Annotated in this window: 15 protein-coding genes; 3 read left to right on the forward strand and 12 right to left on the reverse strand. The window is 71.0% G+C overall.

Translation table 11 applies throughout. The features are described from left to right. Positions 1-61: 61 nt before the first annotated feature. From ACFYZQ_RS05105 to ACFYZQ_RS05115, 3 genes are read right to left on the reverse strand one after another with little or no spacing between them, the layout of a single operon-like run. Positions 62-1132, reverse strand: coding sequence for an alpha/beta hydrolase (locus ACFYZQ_RS05105; protein ID WP_389141680.1), 1071 nt, complete (start codon positions 1130-1132; stop codon positions 62-64). Beyond that, the gene (locus tag ACFYZQ_RS05110; RefSeq protein ID WP_389141682.1) at positions 1129-7761 is read right to left on the reverse strand and encodes an SDR family NAD(P)-dependent oxidoreductase; all 6633 of its coding nucleotides are present in this window, start codon (positions 7759-7761) and stop codon (positions 1129-1131) included. The genes ACFYZQ_RS05105 and ACFYZQ_RS05110 overlap by 4 nt, the downstream gene beginning before the upstream one ends. 33 nt (positions 7762-7794) lie before the next feature. Then, positions 7795-9534: a fatty acyl-AMP ligase gene (locus ACFYZQ_RS05115; RefSeq protein ID WP_389141684.1), complete on the reverse strand. Its 1740-nt coding sequence runs from the start codon at positions 9532-9534 to the stop codon at positions 7795-7797. Between the two features lie 174 nt (positions 9535-9708). Between ACFYZQ_RS05115 and ACFYZQ_RS05120 the strand changes: the two genes are divergently transcribed. Beyond that, positions 9709-11157 (forward strand): MFS transporter, encoded by a 1449-nt coding sequence (locus ACFYZQ_RS05120; protein ID WP_389141686.1) that lies wholly within the window; start codon positions 9709-9711, stop codon positions 11155-11157. On the opposite strand, the gene ACFYZQ_RS05125 is transcribed toward ACFYZQ_RS05120, so the two are convergent. The 5 genes from ACFYZQ_RS05125 to ACFYZQ_RS05145 form a co-directional block, all read right to left on the reverse strand. Then, positions 11137-11871: a GAF domain-containing protein gene (locus ACFYZQ_RS05125; RefSeq protein WP_389141688.1), complete on the reverse strand. Its 735-nt coding sequence runs from the start codon at positions 11869-11871 to the stop codon at positions 11137-11139. The two genes, ACFYZQ_RS05120 and ACFYZQ_RS05125, sit on opposite strands and share 21 nt — an antisense overlap. Positions 11872-12096: 225 nt before the next feature. After that, positions 12097-12378 carry a hypothetical protein gene (locus tag ACFYZQ_RS05130; protein ID WP_389141690.1) on the reverse strand — a complete coding sequence of 94 codons (282 nt, stop codon included), beginning with the start codon at positions 12376-12378 and terminating at the stop codon, positions 12097-12099. Positions 12379-12429: 51 nt separating this feature from the next. Beyond that, the gene (locus ACFYZQ_RS05135; RefSeq protein WP_389141692.1) at positions 12430-12693 is read right to left on the reverse strand and encodes a hypothetical protein; all 264 of its coding nucleotides are present in this window, start codon (positions 12691-12693) and stop codon (positions 12430-12432) included. A gap of 214 nt (positions 12694-12907) precedes the next feature. Continuing rightward, positions 12908-13180: a hypothetical protein gene (locus tag ACFYZQ_RS05140; RefSeq protein WP_389141694.1), complete on the reverse strand. Its 273-nt coding sequence runs from the start codon at positions 13178-13180 to the stop codon at positions 12908-12910. A gap of 225 nt (positions 13181-13405) precedes the next feature. Then, a complete protein-coding gene (locus tag ACFYZQ_RS05145) occupies positions 13406-13678 on the reverse strand; it encodes a hypothetical protein (RefSeq protein ID WP_389141696.1) in 273 nt (90 codons plus the stop codon). A 261-nt stretch (positions 13679-13939) separates the two neighbouring features. Here ACFYZQ_RS05145 and ACFYZQ_RS05150 point away from each other — a divergent pair, with 261 nt between their 5' ends. After that, complete coding sequence (locus tag ACFYZQ_RS05150) at positions 13940-14206, forward strand: chaplin (RefSeq protein ID WP_389141698.1); 267 nt, start codon at positions 13940-13942, stop codon at positions 14204-14206. A gap of 71 nt (positions 14207-14277) precedes the next feature. Here the strand turns inward: ACFYZQ_RS05150 and ACFYZQ_RS05155 are convergent, their stop codons facing one another. The 3 genes from ACFYZQ_RS05155 to ACFYZQ_RS05165 form a co-directional block, all read right to left on the reverse strand. Continuing rightward, the gene (locus tag ACFYZQ_RS05155; protein ID WP_389141700.1) at positions 14278-15144 is read right to left on the reverse strand and encodes a tyrosinase family protein; all 867 of its coding nucleotides are present in this window, start codon (positions 15142-15144) and stop codon (positions 14278-14280) included. Then, on the reverse strand, positions 15128-15628 hold the full coding sequence (locus ACFYZQ_RS05160) for a tyrosinase family oxidase copper chaperone (RefSeq protein ID WP_389141702.1): 501 nt from the start codon (positions 15626-15628) through the stop codon (positions 15128-15130). The genes ACFYZQ_RS05155 and ACFYZQ_RS05160 overlap by 17 nt, the downstream gene beginning before the upstream one ends. A 160-nt stretch (positions 15629-15788) precedes the next feature. Beyond that, positions 15789-16118 (reverse strand): hypothetical protein, encoded by a 330-nt coding sequence (locus ACFYZQ_RS05165; protein WP_389141704.1) that lies wholly within the window; start codon positions 16116-16118, stop codon positions 15789-15791. 175 nt (positions 16119-16293) lie between these two features. Between ACFYZQ_RS05165 and ACFYZQ_RS05170 the strand changes: the two genes are divergently transcribed. Then, entirely contained in the window at positions 16294-16560 is a 267-nt protein-coding gene (locus tag ACFYZQ_RS05170; RefSeq protein WP_389141706.1) for a hypothetical protein, read from the forward strand. Positions 16561-16684: 124 nt separating this feature from the next. Here the strand turns inward: ACFYZQ_RS05170 and ACFYZQ_RS05175 are convergent, their stop codons facing one another. After that, positions 16685-17320: a hypothetical protein gene (locus tag ACFYZQ_RS05175; protein ID WP_389141708.1), complete on the reverse strand. Its 636-nt coding sequence runs from the start codon at positions 17318-17320 to the stop codon at positions 16685-16687. Positions 17321-17437 lie beyond the last annotated feature (117 nt).

Below are 17437 nucleotides of genomic sequence, written 5' to 3' on the forward strand. Positions count from 1 at the left end.
CACCTCGAAGACCTCCGGGCGGGTTCTCCGGACGGGTCCCCGACCGGGCGCGAACCGGCGGTCAGTGCTCGGAGGCGCCGGCCCCCAGCGCGGAGAGCACCGAAGGCCACATGCGGTGCAACTCCCGCTGCCAGTAAGGCCACGCATGGGTGCCGGGCTTGAACAGGTCGGTGGTGACCTTGACGTCGCTACGGCGCAGGTCACGGGCGAACGCGTAGGTCGAGGGGCCCAGGGGTTTCTCCAAGAGGGAGGCGGCCAGGTCGAACCCCTGCTCCAGTCCGCCCGGAACACCCGTCCCGGCATAGAGGTAGACCCAGGTGTTCCTGAACCTGCTCACCATGCGGGTGGGGTTGTGGGCGTCCCAGATCCGTCGCTGTGCGTCCGGCTGCCCCCACAGACGCTCGGGATCGACGTGCTCACGCAGGCAGGTGACGGCGATGCCGAACCGCATGACCGGGTCGGAGGTGTCGACGACACCGCTGAGGGAACCGACGAAACGGTAGCTGTTCGGGTGACGTGCGGCGTAGTTCAGCGCGCCCAGGCCGCCCTCGGACAGTCCGATGACCGCCCGTGTGCCGTCGCCGCGGAACGCGCGCTCCACCAACTGCCTCAGTTCCCCGGTGTGGAACGTCTCCCAGCGCGGGGCCGTGCTCCTGCCGTGGTCCCACCAGTCGGTGTAGAAGCCGGCTCGGCCCCCTTCCGGCATGACGACGAGGACGTCCGTGTCGGCGGCGAGTTCCTCGATGTCGGTTTCACGGGTCCACGACGTGTAGTCGTCGCTCGCCCCCTGCAGCAGGTAGACGACCGGGAAGGTGCTGTTCGGTTCCTCCCGCCAGTGCCGGGGGAGGATGACGCGCACCGGCATGCCGCCTCTCATGGCCGGTGACTCGACCGTGAGGTCGAGCACGCGCTCGTCGAGGGGTTCCACACGGCTGATGTAGGCGCCGTCGTCCGCAAGGGCCGGCCCGGGGCGTGCCCCGGCGGCTGTGGCCTGCCGGGCCACTGGGACCGCTGTGGCTTGCCGGGCATCTGTGGCCGCCGTGGCGTGCCCCGCCGCGGACAGCGACGACATCAGCAGCACGCCACCGAGCAGGTACGTCCGGATACGCGGTCGGCGCGCGGCGCGGCTCACCCGGTCACCGCCAGGGACCGCGTGAGGTGGTGGGCGATGGCCGTCACGTGCGGCGGGTCGATCAGGGAGAGGTGGTCGCCCTCGACGGGCACCACTTCGAGACGGGGGCACAGCGGCGCCCAGCCCAGGTCGGCCTCCGACCTGAGGTAACGCGGGTCGAGGGCCGTCGTGAGGCGCTGCGCCTGCTGCGCGCGGTAGAGCACCACGGGGCCGCTGTACGGGCGGGGGACGTAGCGCTCGCCGACCCGGGCGTCGATGTAGGAGGTGCGCTGGTGTTCCATGACGCCGGGGCTCATGTCGAGCCCTGCCCGCGCCGCCACGCGCATGACGACGTCGATCTGCTGGTCGTCGGGCGTGGCCGCGAGTTCGTCGTAGGGCAGGTCCAGGTGCTGCCCGTAGGTCTTCTCGATGTACGCGGCGAACCGGCGGAAGCGTTCGAGCAGTAGTTCCTCGGAGTCCAGGTCCGGCAGGGCGGCGGGCAGGATCGTGTCGATCAGTCCGAGGAAGGTGACGCTCTCACCCGCGTCCGTCAGCTGCTGTGCCGTCTCGTAGGCGAGGCAGCCGCCGAAGGACCAGCCGAGGAGCCGGTAGGGCCCCCGCGGCTGGATCCTCCTGATGAGGGACAGGTAGCGCGCGGCCTTCTCCTCCATCGAGTGCACGCGGTCCAGCCGTTCCATCCCGTACACCGGCTGCTCGCGGGGCAGGAGCCGGGTCAGCGGCTGGTAGACGGACGTCGGGCCGCCGGCGGGGTGGAAGGTGAACAAGGGCGGCCTGGAGGAGCCCGGCCGTGACGGCCGCAGGGTGTTCACGACGCTTTCGCCGGTGGGGTTGACCGCCGGCCGGACGAGTTCCGCGACGGCGGCCACCGTCCCTTGCTCGAGCACCGTCTCGGCGGTCAGCGTGAGCTCGGCGTCCTCGCCCAGGCGACGGCGGATCGCCTGGATCAGTTCCTCCGCGACGCGCTGGTCCGCGCCGGCCGCGAGGAGGTGGCAGCGGACGTCCGTCGGTGGCTCCGGCAGGACTTCCGCCCAGGCGCCGGCCACCAGACGCTCGGCGGCGTCGCGTGGCTGGATGGAGGACGGCAGCGTCGCGGCGGGCAGGACCCCCGGGGGGGTGTGCCCTTCACGGACCGGGCTCCCGGGGCGAACACCCGTACCGGGGTCCGGGGCGGCCGCCGCCGCGGCGGTGTCCTGTTGTGGCGCGACGTGTGCCTCACGTCGCAGCCCGAGCTCCGCCAGGACGGTCTCGCCGACCTCGGTCAGGGTCGCCCCGCGCAGCATGAGGTCCGGGGACAGCTCGACGGCGAAGTCCTGCAGGACGGCGTTGCGGATGCGGACGGCCATCAGGGAGTCCAGCCCGAGCGCGGGCAGCGGAACCGTGTCGTCGAGGTCCGGGGCGCGGAAGCCCATGATCGCGGCGGTTCGCTCGGCCAGCCGCTTGCAGATCTCGTCGGCGGCCCGCTCGCCGAGGGTTTCCAGGGCGCCGGGCCCCGGCCAGTCGTCCACGGAGGTGTCCTGGACGCGGAGGCTGTCGCTGAAGAAGGGGATGTCGGCCAGGGAGGGGAAGGCCTCGAGGACTCGCCGGCCGTCGAGGTGCACGACACCCGTGTGCGTGTGGTGGTGGACGACCAGGGTCTGCAGGGCGTCCAGTCCCTCGGCCACGGTGAGTGATTCCATTGCCAGGGCCGGGTTTTCGGGCGCGGCACCAACCTCCCGCCAGGGGCCCCAGGCGATGGACGTGGCAGGTCTGCCCTCCGCTCTGCGGCGTTGGGCGATCGCGTCCAGCCAGGCGTTGGCGGCCGCGTACGCGGACTGGCCGGGTGAGCCGAGGAGGGCGGCCGCGGAGCTGTAGAACACCCACCAGTCGAGGTCGTGGGAGTCGACGGCCGCTTCCAGCCGCAGTGCCCCGGTGACCTTGGGCCGCAGCACGGTGTGGATGTCGTCGGGCTCCAGGTCGGTGATCATGCGGTCGTGCAGGACGCCGGCACAGTGGGCGACCCCGCGCAGCGGGTGCCCCTCCTCGATCGCGGTCCGCACCAGGCGGGGAGCCACGTCCGGGTCGGCGATGTCCCCCCGCACCACGGCGACGGACGTCCCGAGCTCGCGCAGCCCTGCGATGACCTCTTCCGCCTCCGGGCCGGCCGGCCGTCTTCCGCACAGGACCAGCTGGCCGGCCCCCTGCTCGGCCAGGCGGCGGGCCGTCGCGAGCCCCAGGCCGGTGAGGCCGCCGGTGACGATGTAGGAACCGCTGCGGCGCACGAACGGTGCCTCGTACTGCTGCTCCGCGCAGTCGGCGGGCGAGAGCCGGGCGACCTTGCGGGTGCCCGCCCGCCAGACGACCTCGTCCTCGGGGCTGTTGCCGAGGAGCTCCTGCACGAGGTCGTCCACGTGGTCGAACTGGTCGTCGATGTCGACGAGGGTCGCGCGCAGGGCCGGTTCCTCGAGGGCGAGCGTGCGTACCAGACCGCGCAGGCAGGCCAGCTCGGGCTTGCCGGGCTCGCCCGGTGCGGTGGCCCGGGCCCGTACGGTGACCAGCCAGAGCCGGGGCCGGTGCTGGGCGTGCCGGTCGGCGGCGAGTTGCCGAGCGACCCGCGCGGCGCTGCACAGCGCGTCGGCCGGGGACCCGGGAGTGACACCGAGGAGCAGTACGACAGCGCGGGGAGCCGCCGGAGCCGTTCCCTGCGGCCAGTCGTCGAGCAACCGGTCGGCGGGTGCGGTGAGCGGCCGGGTCGTGGTCCTTACGCTCTTCGCCGCCAGCGCCTTCGCGAGCCCGGTGGCCAGGGCGTTCTGGCCGGTGCCGGTGCCGGTGCCGGTGTCGGTGTCGGTGTCGGTGTCGCCTGCGAGGATCAGGGCGCTGTCGAGCGGTGCCGGGAGCGGGACGGTCGACTTCTGCCACTGGATGTCGTGAACGAGCGCTTCGAGGTGCCGGGGGACCTCGCCCTCCTCGGCGGGGCGAAGGCGCAGACCCTTCGCGGTGATGCGCGCGTCGGCCGCTTCCGCCACGACGTCCCAGCTTCCGTCGGAAGCGTCCTCGAAGGCGTGGAGGGTGTACTGCGTGCTCAGCGCGCCGGGGTTCTGGAGGTGCAGGCACCGCAGGCCCGCGGGGGTGTCATCGGCGTCGGCCGGCGCGTACAGCATCGCGGCGAGGAGTTCCTCGTACGACTCCCCGGCGGGTTCCCCGGAGTCGGCGCGGCTCCAGTGGCTGACGACGGCCGGTGGGGTGGGCGGGACGTCGGGAGCCGGTGCCGGGTCGGTGGGGATCCGTGCCGATGCGTGGCAGGTCCAGGTGCCGCTCGTGGTGCGGGCGTTGACGGTGACGGTGGCGCCGGTGCCGGAGGGGTCCCAGACGACGGTCACCGGTGTCCTGCCGGCCAGGGGCAGCCATCGGTGGACGGCCACGTCCTCCAGGCGCAGTTCAGGAAGCCCGTCCCGCTCGTGGATCTCCTGGGCCGCCGCGATCATGAGTGCGGCGGCCGCGGGCAGGGTGAGGACGGTCCGGCCGTGGAGTTGTCGTACCGCCGTTCGGTCGCCGTCCGCGCTGAGCTCGGTCTGCCAGAGCACCGCACCCGTACGCGGGTCGTCGGTGCGACGGCCCAGCGGGGAGTGGCCCGCGCGGGGGTCACCGGCCGCCAAATTGCGGCTCGCGAACCAGTGGCGTTCGTGGCGCCAGGGCGGGCTGGGCAGCGGGATCCGTGTCCCTGCGGGCCAGAGCCGGTCCTCGTCCACTTCGGCTCCCGCGAGGTGCAGCCGGAAGAGCGCGCCGCGCAGGGCGACCACCTCGTCGACCCGCTTGTGCAGGGCGGGGACCACCACCGCTTCGGGGATGCCGGCGGCTTGCAGGGTCTCGGTCAGGGGGGCCAGGGCGACGGGGTGGGGCGAGATCTCCAGGAAGAGATCGTGTCCGTCGGCGGCGGCCGCGGCGACGGCCTGCCGCAGCCGGACGGGGCGGCGCACGTTGGCGCACCAGTAGGCGGCGTCGGCCTGGACGGGGGCACGCGGATCGTCGAGGACGGTGTTGTACCAGGCGAGGTGCGCGGTGCCGGGCCGGAGTGTGCTCAGGGCCTCGCGCAGGCCTGGCACGATCGGATCGATCGCGGCGGAATGCCCCGCTCCGCCGACGTCGAGGAGCCGTGCCATACGGCCCCGGCCGGTGAGTTCGTCGACCAGGCCGCGGACGGCCCGGGCCGGTCCGGCGACGGTGGCTCTGCGCGGGGAGAAGTGCACGGCGATCTCGACACCTGGGAAGCGCGACAGGACCTCCTCGCGTTCCTCGTCGGCCAGTTCGACCGCGGCCATGGCGCCGGCGCCTTCGCTGTCGAGGCCGGCGAGCCGGGCCGACCGGTCGAGGACGACCCGCAGACCGTCGGCGACGTCCAGGGCACCGGCGACGACCGCGGCGCCGACCTCTCCGACGGAGTGGCCGATGACGGCGGCGGGTTCGACCCCGTGGGCGAGGAAGGTGCGCGCCAGGGCGATCTGCATCCCGAACAGCAGCGGCTGGACGTGCTCGACGCCCGGTGCCGCCGTGGTCTGCCCGAGCATGTCCCGCAGTGACCGGCCCATCCGGGTGAGGTACACCGGGTCCAGCTCACGGACCGCCGCCTCGAACACGGGATCGTCCCTCAGCAGGCCGAGCCCCATGCCCTGCCACTGGGAGCCGTGACCGGAGAACACGAGGACGGGACGACGGGCGCCCGAAGGCCGCGCCGCCCGGTCGTCGGTGCCGGGAGGCACACAGCCCGGGGCCTCCTCGCCGCGGGCCAGGGCGCCGAGGAGTCCGGCCGCCTCCTCGTGGGTGCGCGCTACGACGGCGGCGCACACGGGCCCTCTCCGGTTGCGGGCCAGGGTGTGGGAGACGTCCCTGAGCGCGGGTGCGTCGTCGGCCGACAGCAGCCGGGCGAGGCCGGTCGCGGCGTCGCCGATCCGGTCGTGGGAGCGGGCCGACACGACGAGAACCTGTGCGGGCGCGGCATGGCCGTCCCGGCTCCCGGTGTGCGGTTCGGCGCCCGCCGCCTGTTCCAGGACGACGTGCGCGTTGGTGCCTCCGAAACCGAAGGCGGACACGCCTGCCCGGGCCGGGCGGGTCCCCCGGTCCGGCCAGGCGACGGGCTCGGTGACGACACGGAGACCGAGGGAGTCGAAGTCGATGTGCGGGTTGGGCCGGTGGAAGTGCAGACTGCCCGGGATACGGCGGTGGTGCAGCGCCAGTACCGTCTTGATCAGGCCGACGATCCCCGCGGCGCCTTCCAGATGGCCCAGGTTGCTCTTCACGGAGCCGATGAGCAGGGGCTGGTGCGCCGGTCTGCCGCGGCCGAGCACGGCACCCAGTGCGCCGGCCTCGATGGGGTCGCCCAGCAGGGTGCCGGTGCCGTGTGCCTCGACGTAGTCGATTCCGGCGGCGTCGATCCGGGCGTCGTCGAGCGCGCCGCGCAGCAGACGTTCCTGTGCCGCGGGGTTGGGGGCCATCAGACCCGCCGACCGGCCGTCACTGTTGACCGCCGTACCCCGGATGACGGCCAGGACCCGGTCGCCGTCGCGCAGGGCGTCGGCCAGCCGTCTGAGGACGACGACGCCGCAGCCCTCGCCGCGGGTGATGCCGTCGGCGGCGGCGTCGAACGGTTTGCAGCGGCCGTCCGCCGCGAGTGCCCCGGCCTGCTGGAAGGAGGCGGTGACCGTGGGCGAGAGAACGACGTTGACGCCCGCCGCGAGCGCCGTGTCGCACTCACCGCCACGCAGGCTGCGGCACGCCTGGTGGACCGCCACCAGGGACGAGGAACAGGCCGTGTCGACGGTGATGCTCGGTCCGTGCAGGTCGAAGAGGTACGACAGCCGGCCCGCGGCGATGCTCCCAGCGGCTCCCGTGCTGGTCCACGGGGTGAGCCGGGTGGGGTCCGACGTGGTCAGATGCCCGTACTCCAGGGCGCTGAGACCGACGAACACCCCGGTGTCGCTGCCCTGAAGGCCGTACGCGGGACGCCCGGCGTGGTCGAGGGCCTCGCAGGCGACCTCCAGCAGCAGGCGCTGCTGGGGGTCCATCACCTCGGCCTCGCGCGGCGTGATGCCGAAGCAGTCGGCGTCGAACGCCTCGATGTCGTCGAGGAAGGCGCCCCGGCGGGTGGTGCGTGCCATCAGTGCCGCGGCACCGGGCAGGTGGGCGAAGTCCCGCCAGCGTCGGGCGGGGACGGTGCCGACGAGGTCGCTTCCCGCGATCAGGTGCTTCCAGAAGGCCTCGGGGCCGCTCACGTTGCCGGGCAGACGGCAGCCGACACCGATCACCGCGACGGGGCCCGGCTCTGCCACCGCTTCGGCGCTGCCGCCCCCGGTGCGTCCCTCCGGTTCCGTTCCCTCACTCCTGGTCAGACGCTCCACGAGCGATCCGATGGTGGGGTTCTCCCACAGCAGGGTGGCCGGCAGCGGCGCGTCGAGGAATCGTTCCAGCCGGCCGGTGACCCCGACGGCGGCGCGGGAGGTCAGGCCGTAGTCCACCAGCGGCCGGGTGTCGTCCAGGCCGGCCTCGGGGATGCCGCAGGTCTCGGAGAGGAGCCGGCGCAGGAAGGCCCGTAGCTCCGCGGCGGAGGCCGGTTCCGGGCCGGGCCGGGCGGCCGACCGTCGCGACTGCTTTCCTCGCATCTGTCCCTCTCCCTGCGGCCTGCACACTGCCGGTCATCGTTTCCAGGCGCCTGTGCCGTCGGCCCACGCACCCGCCAGGTACTGGTCGCGGCAGGCGCTGCGGGTGACCTTGCCGCTGGTGGTGCGGGGCACACTGCCGGGCGGCGCCAGCACGAAGTCATGGACGGCTACGCCGTGTCTGGCGGCGACCGCGGACCGCACCGCCTGGGTCACCTCCTGCGCGATTCCCTGGGACCAGGTCACGTTCCGGGCGTGCTCGGCCACGACGGCCAGCCGCTCGCCGTCGTCGCCGGGCACGGAGAACGCGGCGGTGTGGTGCGGACGGATCGCCGGATGGGCCGACTGGACGGTCTCCTCGATGTCGTGCGGGTAGTGGTTGGTCCCGTCGATGATCACCAGGTCCTTCAGCCGGCCGGTGACGTAGAGCTGCTTGTCGTGCCACACACCCAGGTCGCCGGTGCGCAGCCACGGTTCGGTGGGGTCGTCACCGTCGAGGACCGCGTGGAAGACGGCCTCGCTCTGCTCGTGGTGGTTCCAGTAGCCGCGGCCGATGTTGGGGCCGCGCAGCCAGATCTCACCGATGATCCCGTCTTCCCGGCGTCGTCCCGTCGCGGGATCGACGATCGCCATTTCCTGCCCCGTCGGCCGGCCGCATCCGACGAGCTCGACCATCACCCGGTCGTCGCCGCTCTCCAGCGTGCGCGCGGTCCCCTCCCCGAGGGCCTGCCGGTCGAAGGGGGTGACGGCCGGCTCCTCTCCCCCCGGTGACGCGCACACGAACACGGTCGCCTCGGCCAGCCCGTAGGAGGGGCGCATGGTCGTGCGCCTCATCCCGACGGGCGCGAAGGCCGTCTGGAAGCGCTCCAGGGTGCGAGGGACGATGGGTTCGCTGCCGTTCACCATGGCCGCGACGGAATCCAGCGACAGTTCGGCGCGTTCCTCGGCGTCCACCCTCTGCGCGCAGTAGTCGTAGGCGAAGTTGGGCGCGGCGGTGAAAGCCCCTTGGTGCCGGGTCAGCAGGCGCAGCCAGCGCACCGGTTGCTGGATGAACGCCAGGGGGTCCATGAGGACCGACGGCAGGTGACCGATGAGCGGCATGGCGACCGTCGAAACGAGTCCCATGTCGTGGTACAGCGGCAGCCATCCCACCGTGCAGTTGCGGCCCCGGCGGATGTCGTAGGCGTCGAGAGCCTGGCGGGCGTTGATGCACACATTGGCGTGCGTGATCGCCACCCCGGACGGAATCCGGGTGGAGCCCGAGGTGTATTGCAGGTATGCCACGTCGTCCGGCAGTGGCTCGTCGAAGTCCTCGCGCACTCCCGCCGAGTTCTGCGCCAGCTCCTCTTCGGTGACGACGCGGAAGTCGGCGGACATGCCGTGCGCCGCGCAGAATTCCATGAGCGGCTTCCGCTGTTCCTCCACGGTCAGCAGCAACCTGGGCGAGGCGTCGCGGAGTACCGCGACAAGCTTCTCCTCGTGCCCCGGCAAGGAAGGCGGGAAGAGGGGAACCGCAATGGCGCCGGCACAGGCGGCGGCGAGGAATCCGACGACGTATTCCAGGCTTTGCGGTGCGACCACCGCCACTCTTTCCCCGGCCGTGTCGGCACAGCGCAGGGCGCGGGCGGTCCGCCGTACCCGCTCGTCCAGCTCGTGCCAGGTGAGCGAGGAGGCCACGCCCCTGGTGTCGACGCCGTGGTCGACGAACGTGAAGGCCGTTTCGTCGGGTGTGAGGGCAGCGGCTTGGGCAAGATGGTGGCTGATGGTTTCTGTCACCCTGAATGACACTGGCTCACCGCACCTTCACGCGCGAGGGGTTCCGGACGCAAGCAGCGAAACAACAGCGAAGAGCAACAGCGAAACACGGAGCTGTGCCCCTTATCCGGTGACACGCCGATACAATCCGTCGGTACGCTCAACCTACGAGTCACCAGCGCCTATATTTCGCACGTGAGGCTTCGCACCCTGAGCGTCATCACGGCGGTCATTCTCGCCACGTTCCTGACGGCTCTCGACAACACCGTGGTGAATGTCGCGCTGCCTGAGATGCGCAGGGAACTCGGTATGAGCGACACGGGCCTGAAGTGGGTGGCCACCGCATATCCGTTGTCACTCGCCGGTTTTCTGCTGTTCGCCGGCCAGCTGACCGATGCCCGGGGACGGCGCTGGTCGCTGCTCACCGGGCTCGCGGTGTTCACCGGCTCCTCGGTGTGCTGTGCGCTGTCGGGCACGGAGGGGATGCTCGTCGGCTTCCGTGCCGCGCAGGGCGCCGGCGCGGCGTTCATCCTGCCGGCCTCGTTGGCGGTGATGTCCCACGACCTGCCGCGCAGTGTGCGCACGGCCGGATTCGGCGCCACGACGGCGGCGTTGGCCTCCGCGTTGGCCTTCGGGCCGGTCATCTCCGGTGTCGTGACGCAGCACCTGGGCTGGGAGTGGCTGTTCGCGCTGAACGTCCCGCTGGGCATCGCCGGCTTCCTCGTCGGCGCCCTCGCCCTGCCCGGCGCCGACCGCGGCGCACCCCACCCGCCGGGCGGCTTCGCGGCCGTGTCGCACCGAGTGATCGCGCTGACCTGTCTTTCCCTGGCTGCCCTGGTCTACTGCCTGATCCAGGGGCCCGCGTACGGATTCGGTGAGCCGACGGTCGTCGTCTCGGGTGTCGCCGCCGTCGCCGGGGTGGTGACGCTGTGCTGCCGCCAGGAACCCCGCCGCAGTGCCGCGCTCGGCCAACTGCTGCACCGGCGGCCCTTCCTGGGCGGACTGGTCGCCCAGCTGCTGTGGGGGCTGGGGGTGACCGGCGTCTACTTCTACACCTCCCAGTTCCTGCAGAGCGGTCTGCGGCTCAGTCCCACACAGGCGGGGCTGACCTTCACTCCGGTGGTCCTGGCGCTGTGCGTCACGGCTCCGTTCATCGCGGTCATGGCCAGACGGTGGGGAGACGGCCGTGTCGCCGCGTCGGGGCTGCTGCTGGTGGCCTGCGGCTTGCTGCTGGTCGCGCTGGGCAGTTCCTACGGCGACCTCGTCGACCTCCTGCCGGGGCTGGCGACGGTGGGCGCGGGTTCCGCCCTGGCACTGCCCGTGACGACGCGGGCCCTGGAGTCCTCGCCCCGTCATCTGTCCGGGTTCGCCGCCGGCCTGTTCAGCGCCACCCGTGAGCTCTCCGGGGTGTTCGGCATCGTGTTGGTGGGCGCCGTCGTGACCTTCGTGCAGCGCTCGGCGCAGTCCGGGGGCGCCGCGCCCCCCGAAGCCCTGCGAACGGGGTACCAAGCGGGGCTGTGCATGGCGGCGGCACTGGTCGGAGCGGGCGCGCCGGTGGCCGTCTGGGCGCTGCGCCGCCCCCGGGAACATGACCGGGAACATGAGCGCCGGGCCGTCGAGTCATCAGCCGGGGGCAAGCCGTGATCCCCTCTCCGCGCTGTGCACGGCCGCGAGGAGCAGCGAGAAGAGCCGTACGAAGCCCTCGCCGGTCTCCGCGAAGGCATCGACCCGGGGGGCGTCCAGGATGAGGACTCCCACGGGCCGGTCCCCCACGTACACGGGAGCGACGATGGACGACCGGTAGCCGTCCCCCAGGTTGATCGTCGGGTAGCCGCTGGTCGAGAACGTGTCGTCGATCCTGACGGCGGTCTTGCGGCCGAGCGCCCACAGCAGGTCCCTGCCGTCCGCCTCGTCGGCGGTGTACTCGTCGGGCGCCTGACTGACGTCACCGTACTGCCCTCGCCGTCTGAGACGACGGCCGTCCTCCTCGAGGGCGTAGTAGGCGCATCTGGTGCCGGGCCCGGCCTTCGTGGCGACCAGCGTGGTGATCCAGTCGACGGTCTGGATCCTGAGCTCGTTGGTGCCGTTCGGCTCATGGGCGAGCCGTACCAGGTTCTCCACGATGGCGCAGAGGTTCTCGCTGAACGCCGCGATCTCAGCGTCGGCCAGTCTGGCCTTCGAGCGCAACGCGACGTAGGCGGCCAGGCTGGAGCAGGCGGCTCCTGCGGCGATGAACGTGATCTGCACGACGCCGGCCACGTAATTGACGACCGAGCCCGCGGCGAATGCGGCACCGGGGAACAGGGCGGCGGCCGCGGTGATCAACATCCGCCGCTTCTTCATCGATCGTTTACCCATGGCTGCCCCTTGCCGGAAAGTTCTGCTGCGGTTCTCTCGGCGCAGTGGATGGGCAGCGCACTGGCGTCTACACCCAGTGACCCCGACGGTGACGCCCAGGGACAATAAATACAACCGGAAATCATCCGAACGGGTTAAGGCCTCGCCGGCGAAGTCACATAGCAGGCAGAAACGGCCGGGCCCCGGAATCGGGGTCCGGCCGTTCTCCGCGCGGGGCGGTGACCGTCAGGAGCTCTTGCCGGGGACGGCAAAGCTACTGACGCAGGAGATCTGACCGTGCGAGACAGGGCAGTCCTGCGTCGTCTCATTGACGATCGTGATGTTTCCGCGCTTGTCGGTGGTGACCTGATACTGGCTCACCTGCACGCAGCGGACGTGACCCTTGCCGTCGTCCGCGCACTTGCCGCCGTAGCCATCACCGGCGAAGGCCTGGACGGCACCGGCGCCGATCAGAGCGAAGCTCCCCAGAACGCCCGCCGCCGCTGCGACTTTCTTCGAATTGAGCATCGTGCCTTTTCCTTTAGAGTCGGCCCCCGTGACCGGGCGGCGACGCCGCCATCACTTGCCGGCGGGGGCGACCTGCGTGCAGTTCACCGACGTGTGCTTGCTCAGGTCGTTGGCCTGGAGGCCGAGGACGTTGACCGCGAGATTGATATTGCGGACGTTGATAAGCCCTCCGCCCCAGAACGACTCGTTCGCCGAGCACAACTGCTCGGCCTTGGCCTGCGGGCCCCCACCCTCGGCGTGACCGATGCCGGAGCCCAGGAAGCTGACGCTGCCGAGCATGGCCGCGGCGACCGCCGCCTTGTGGTACTTGCGCATTACTTCTCCTTCTCGGATTGACACAGGCCGTAACGAGCTAGCCACCGACAGTCGCCAACTGTAGGGGATGTTTGTGACTCTTTGGGGATTAAACACGCGATAAGTCGGGCATCGGGCAATTGGCATAATGTGCTACTTTTGCAAGCAAACGACAGACCCCGGGGCTCGGAATTTGCTCCAACCCCGGGGTCGCGTCAGATCAACCGACCAGCGATCACTTGCCGACGGTGAAGATCTGGGTGCAGGTCACCGACTTGTGCTCGCTCTTGTCGTTGTACTGGAAGCCGGTGCCCAGGAGGATCGGGGCGAAGGGGTCCGCCTTCGTGCCCGCCACTTCAGTCCCGTCCGCCGAGCAGTGCTGGTTCTGCTTGTTCTCCAGCTTCACGGTCGCGTCGTCATCACCGTGGGCCTGACTGACGCCCGCGCCGAGGAAGCCGACGCTACCGAGCATGGCCGCGACGACCGCAACCTTGTGGAACTTGCGCATTACCTCTCCGTTTCTCATGTCGACACAGTCCGTGATGAACCGGTCACTCACAGATGTAACCCTAAGTGGCGTTTGCGACTTTTCATGGTAGAAACGCTCGAGTGCGTGAGTTTCTGGAGGATGTAGACACCTGTCACTTCCAGGCTCCAGAGGACAAGCGACAGGCCCCGGGGTTCGAACGGACTGGTTCGAACCCCGGGGCCTGCCCGGTCAACCGATCGGTGATCAGTGACCGATCGACCAGATCTGGGTGCAGGTCACGTTGCGGTGGTCGCTGTTGTCGCTGTACTGCGCACCGGTGCCCGCGAGAACCGGGGCGACGGGGTCAGCGCTCGTACCCGTGAACCCGTTGTAGTCCGCCGAGCAGTCCTGGTGCTGCTTGTTGTCGAACTTGTACTTCCCGTCCTCGTCGCCGTGAGCCTGGCTGACGCCCGCGCCGAGGAAGCCGACGCTACCGAGCATGGCCGCGACGACTGCAACCTTCTGGTACTTGCGCATTACCACTCCGTTTCTTGTGTCGACACAGTCCGTGATGGCCTGGTCACTGACAGGATCAATTTAGAGGATCTTTCGCAAAAAGGACGTTTCGACACCGCCACACTTACACCGAGTGGACGAATCCGGTGTCTTCCGTGCCGTGATGGCGTCAAAGGGTGATCTATGGACAAACGCCGTAACTGGTTACCGCCTGCCGCGTTGATCGGGGAGTGCGGTCGAGCAACATGCCGCCGCGCTTACCAAGTCACTAAGGAGAACGTGATGTCTCTCATCGCGAAGGCTGGCATCGCCGCTCTGGGCACGGGTGCTGTGGTCCTCAGCGGGGCCGGTATCGCCGCGGCGGGCGCCGGTGCCGAGGGCGCGGCGATCAACTCGGGCGGCCTGGCCTCCGGCAATGTGATCCAGGTGCCGATCCACGCGCCGATCAACATCTGCCACAACACCGTCCACGTGGCCGGCCTTCTCAACCCGACCGTCGGCAACGTCTGCAAGAACGGTCACCACAAGAAGCACCACTACGGCCACTGATCCCAGCCGTCCTGCCACCAGAGCCCCGGCGCGTCCTAGCGCCGGGGCTCTGGTCGTGAACGCGCGTCAGCTCACGCGTACCGGTAGATCCGGCCGACGTCCTCGAGCTCGTCCGGAGTCACGTCCCACGGCGGCAGTTTCTGGTGCCGCGCCACGATCCGTCCGTGTTGCTTGTCGCCGGAACCAGGCGGCGTCTCGGGGAGGTAGCGGGCCCCGCGGTGCCGCGACTGCCAGCGGTACCACTGCAGGTCGATGAAGGCGTGGTGCAGCCAGAAGACGGGGTCGTTGACGGAGGCGCCACTGAGCATCACCCCGCCGACCCAGCGGTGCACCCGGTTGTGGTTGTACCAGGCGGCGCTGCCCCGGCCGGTGCTCCAGCCCTCCAGCTTGTTGCGGAAGCCTCGGGTGACCGTCGAGTCCCAGGGCGCGACGTCGTAGGCGGGGTCCGCCAGCGCCCACTCCAGCTCGCTCTTCGTGGGCAGGTCGAGGGGGTCGCGCGAGTGGCCGAGGTCCCGGGTGAGGAACTCCTCGTCGCTCTCGTTCACCTTGATGGTCCAGTGACCCTGCTGGTGGGCGAACGGGCCGGTCGTCACCTGGTGGTCGGAGCGGCGCCCGTCGCCGCCGAGCAGGTCCTCGGTCCAGGGGACGGAGGTGGTCGTGCGGTCGCGCGTCCAGTCCCAGTAGGGGATGGTCACCGAGGGGTCCACCCGGCGCAGCGCGCTCTCCATCTCGAGCAGGAACCGGCGGTGCCAGGGCAGGAAGGAGGGCGCCATGTGGGCCGCGCGCAGCCCCTGTTCACCGTCCGGGGAGAAGTACTCGATGTGCGTCCGCACGAACTGGTCGTACTCGCCCCGCCGTTTGACCTCCAGCAGCGCGCTGACGAACCGGCGCTTCTCGGCCGCCGTGAGCGTGGCGGCGTCCTTACGCACGTACGCCATGCCGGTCCCCCATGTGCGAGTGCCGGGCGCCCATCGGTCCCGGGGCCACATCCCGCAGCCGCCGGCCGGGGCCGAGTTCGTCGACGGCGGCGCGGGCGGCGTCGAGCGGTGTCCGGTACGAGCAGTAGTGGTCGACCATGCTCAGCCAGGTACCGTCGGCACGGCGCATCAGATGCAGCGGACGGCCGTCCACCGTCACATGCCACCGGCCGTCACCGGCCGCGCCCCCGGCGGGCATCCACATGCCCAGGATGCGGTGACCGCGGTAGGTCTGGTCGAACGCGGTGTCGTCCAGGGCGTCTTCGGTCACGGGTCCGCGGCGGGAGAACCGCAGGGCGACGGCCACCGGGGTGAGAGCGGCGGTCACCGCGCACGCGACCAGGCCGAGCGTCGCCTTCCGTCGTGTGCGGTCGGCCGGTCCTGGCGGTGCCGGGTCCGGTGCTCCCTGCTCGGCATCCACCGGTGCGCCGATGCTGACGACCATGCTTCACTCCTCGTCCGGTTCGGTTGTCCGTAGCGCTAACCGCCGAACGTCCCGCGCGGTCACCGCCGCGCGGCCAGGCCGGTGATCACCCCGCACATACGGAGGGACGGTCCTCGGTCTGCACCGAGGACCGTCCCTCCGCGGGGCGTGCTTCCAGCCTTTACAGCCACAGGTTGCCGTGCACCGGCTTGACCTTGTCCAGCGTGTTCGAGGCGTCCTTCGCCGAGGGGATCAGCGAGCTGTGCCCGTTCACCGTGGGGAACTTGGTCGACAGGCCACCGCTGAGGTCGGTGTTCGCCAGGTCGGGGTTGCCCGGCTGGGCCGCCGGCGCGGCCGCAGGGGCGCTCGGAGCGGCCGGAGCGGTCTGCGCGACCGGCGCGCTCGGAGCCGCCGGGGCGACCGGGGCGACCGGGGCGACCGGGGCGCTCTGCGCGACCGGGGCACTCGGAGCGGCCGGAGCACTCTGCGCGACCGGCGCGCTCGGAGCCACCGGAGCACTCTGCGCGACCGGCGCGCTCGGAGCCACCGGGGCGCTCTGCGCGACGGGAGCACTCGGAGCCACGGGCCCGCTCGGAGCGGCCGGGGTGCTCTGCGCGACCGGGGCACTCGGAGCGGCAGGCGCACCCTGAGCGGCCGGGGCACTCGGGGCCGTCGGAGCACTCTGCGTGACCGGCGCGCTCTGGACGGCCGACGCACTCTGGTCCGCCGGCGCGCTCTGCGTCGCAGCGGCGCTCTGGAGGTCGGGCGCGCTGTGGGCGTCGGGCGCGACGGGAGCGACGGAGGCGTCCTGGGCGAACGCAGGCGCGCCGACGCTGGCGGCGATCAGGGATCCGGCAACGACGGCGGCAGCCTTCAGGGACTTCATCGTGTTCCTTTCCGCGGCAACGCAGGTTGCCGGAGGGGACTCTGTCGCCGTGCCTAACGAGCCGTGACCGGAGCGGAAACCGGAAACACCCAAGATTGCAAGTCCTCATATGAGATCAGTTCCGGTCCGTAGTGGTGCGGTTCCTGCGGACCGGCACCACGACGGACCGGTGAGGGCGAGCGATACGACGCTCAAGGAGTCGGCGGCACCACCGTCGGCAGCGTGATCGCGGGAAGCGTGATCGCGGGGAACGTGATCGCGGGAAGCGTGACGGCCGGCACCTCGGTCACCGGAGCCGACACCGACTCGTCTTCGTCCGGCGCCGGCAACGAGCTGTCGACCAGCGTGGCGGTGAGGCGGTCGATCAGATCGGCCAGCAGGTCGGTGACCGTCGGAAGCACCTCGTCGACGGTGTCGGCGGTGACCGCCTGTACGAGGTTGTCGATGGCCTCCCGCAGGGCGTCCAGCGCGTCGCTCGTGGTGTCGGCGGCGCGCCGCTGCGCCGGGTTCCTGGCGATCTCCTCGGCCAGGGCGCGCTTGGCGGCGTCGCCCAGCTTCCTGGCCTCGGCGGCGGGCAGCCGGCCGTTGTCCGCCTCGAGTACGGCGTTCAGCAGGTCGGTGACCGGGGTGATGCCGCTCCCGAGGGCGCCCAGTCTCCTGACCTTGGTGGCGAGCGCGTCCGCACCGGGGAGCGACGCGTCGGGCGACGCCGTGTGGCTGCGCTCGCGGGCCGGGGCGGCCGCCATGGCGGCGGGCCCGGTGATCCCGACCAGGAGGGCGGCGCACAGTGCGCCGGACGCGATACGCCGTGTGGGCAGAGCACGCATGGGTGTTCCTTTCGGTGGGCCGATCCTGAGCCCACCGTGAAAGCACCCATGGTCGCCTGCAACCGGTCGGACACCGTTCGGGGTAACGGTGCGGCACGGACCGAGCCCTGGGCTACA

Source organism: Streptomyces sp. NPDC001843 (assembly GCF_042891955.1).
GTDB lineage: Bacteria > Actinomycetota > Actinomycetes > Streptomycetales > Streptomycetaceae > Streptomyces.

Coding starts and splice junctions, on each gene's coding strand:
- ACFYZQ_RS05135 (WP_389141692.1), bottom strand. CDS start 12,693: ATGCGCAAGTACCACAAGGCGGCGGTCGCCGCGGCCATGCTCGGCAGC.
- ACFYZQ_RS05155 (WP_389141700.1), bottom strand. CDS start 15,144: ATGGCGTACGTGCGTAAGGACGCCGCCACGCTCACGGCGGCCGAGAAG.
- ACFYZQ_RS05110 (WP_389141682.1), bottom strand. CDS start 7,761: ATGCGAGGAAAGCAGTCGCGACGGTCGGCCGCCCGGCCCGGCCCGGAA.
- ACFYZQ_RS05125 (WP_389141688.1), bottom strand. CDS start 11,871: ATGGGTAAACGATCGATGAAGAAGCGGCGGATGTTGATCACCGCGGCC.
- ACFYZQ_RS05175 (WP_389141708.1), bottom strand. CDS start 17,320: ATGCGTGCTCTGCCCACACGGCGTATCGCGTCCGGCGCACTGTGCGCC.
- ACFYZQ_RS05145 (WP_389141696.1), bottom strand. CDS start 13,678: ATGCGCAAGTACCAGAAGGTTGCAGTCGTCGCGGCCATGCTCGGTAGC.
- ACFYZQ_RS05140 (WP_389141694.1), bottom strand. CDS start 13,180: ATGCGCAAGTTCCACAAGGTTGCGGTCGTCGCGGCCATGCTCGGTAGC.
- ACFYZQ_RS05160 (WP_389141702.1), bottom strand. CDS start 15,628: ATGGTCGTCAGCATCGGCGCACCGGTGGATGCCGAGCAGGGAGCACCG.
- ACFYZQ_RS05150 (WP_389141698.1), top strand. CDS start 13,940: ATGTCTCTCATCGCGAAGGCTGGCATCGCCGCTCTGGGCACGGGTGCT.
- ACFYZQ_RS05130 (WP_389141690.1), bottom strand. CDS start 12,378: ATGCTCAATTCGAAGAAAGTCGCAGCGGCGGCGGGCGTTCTGGGGAGC.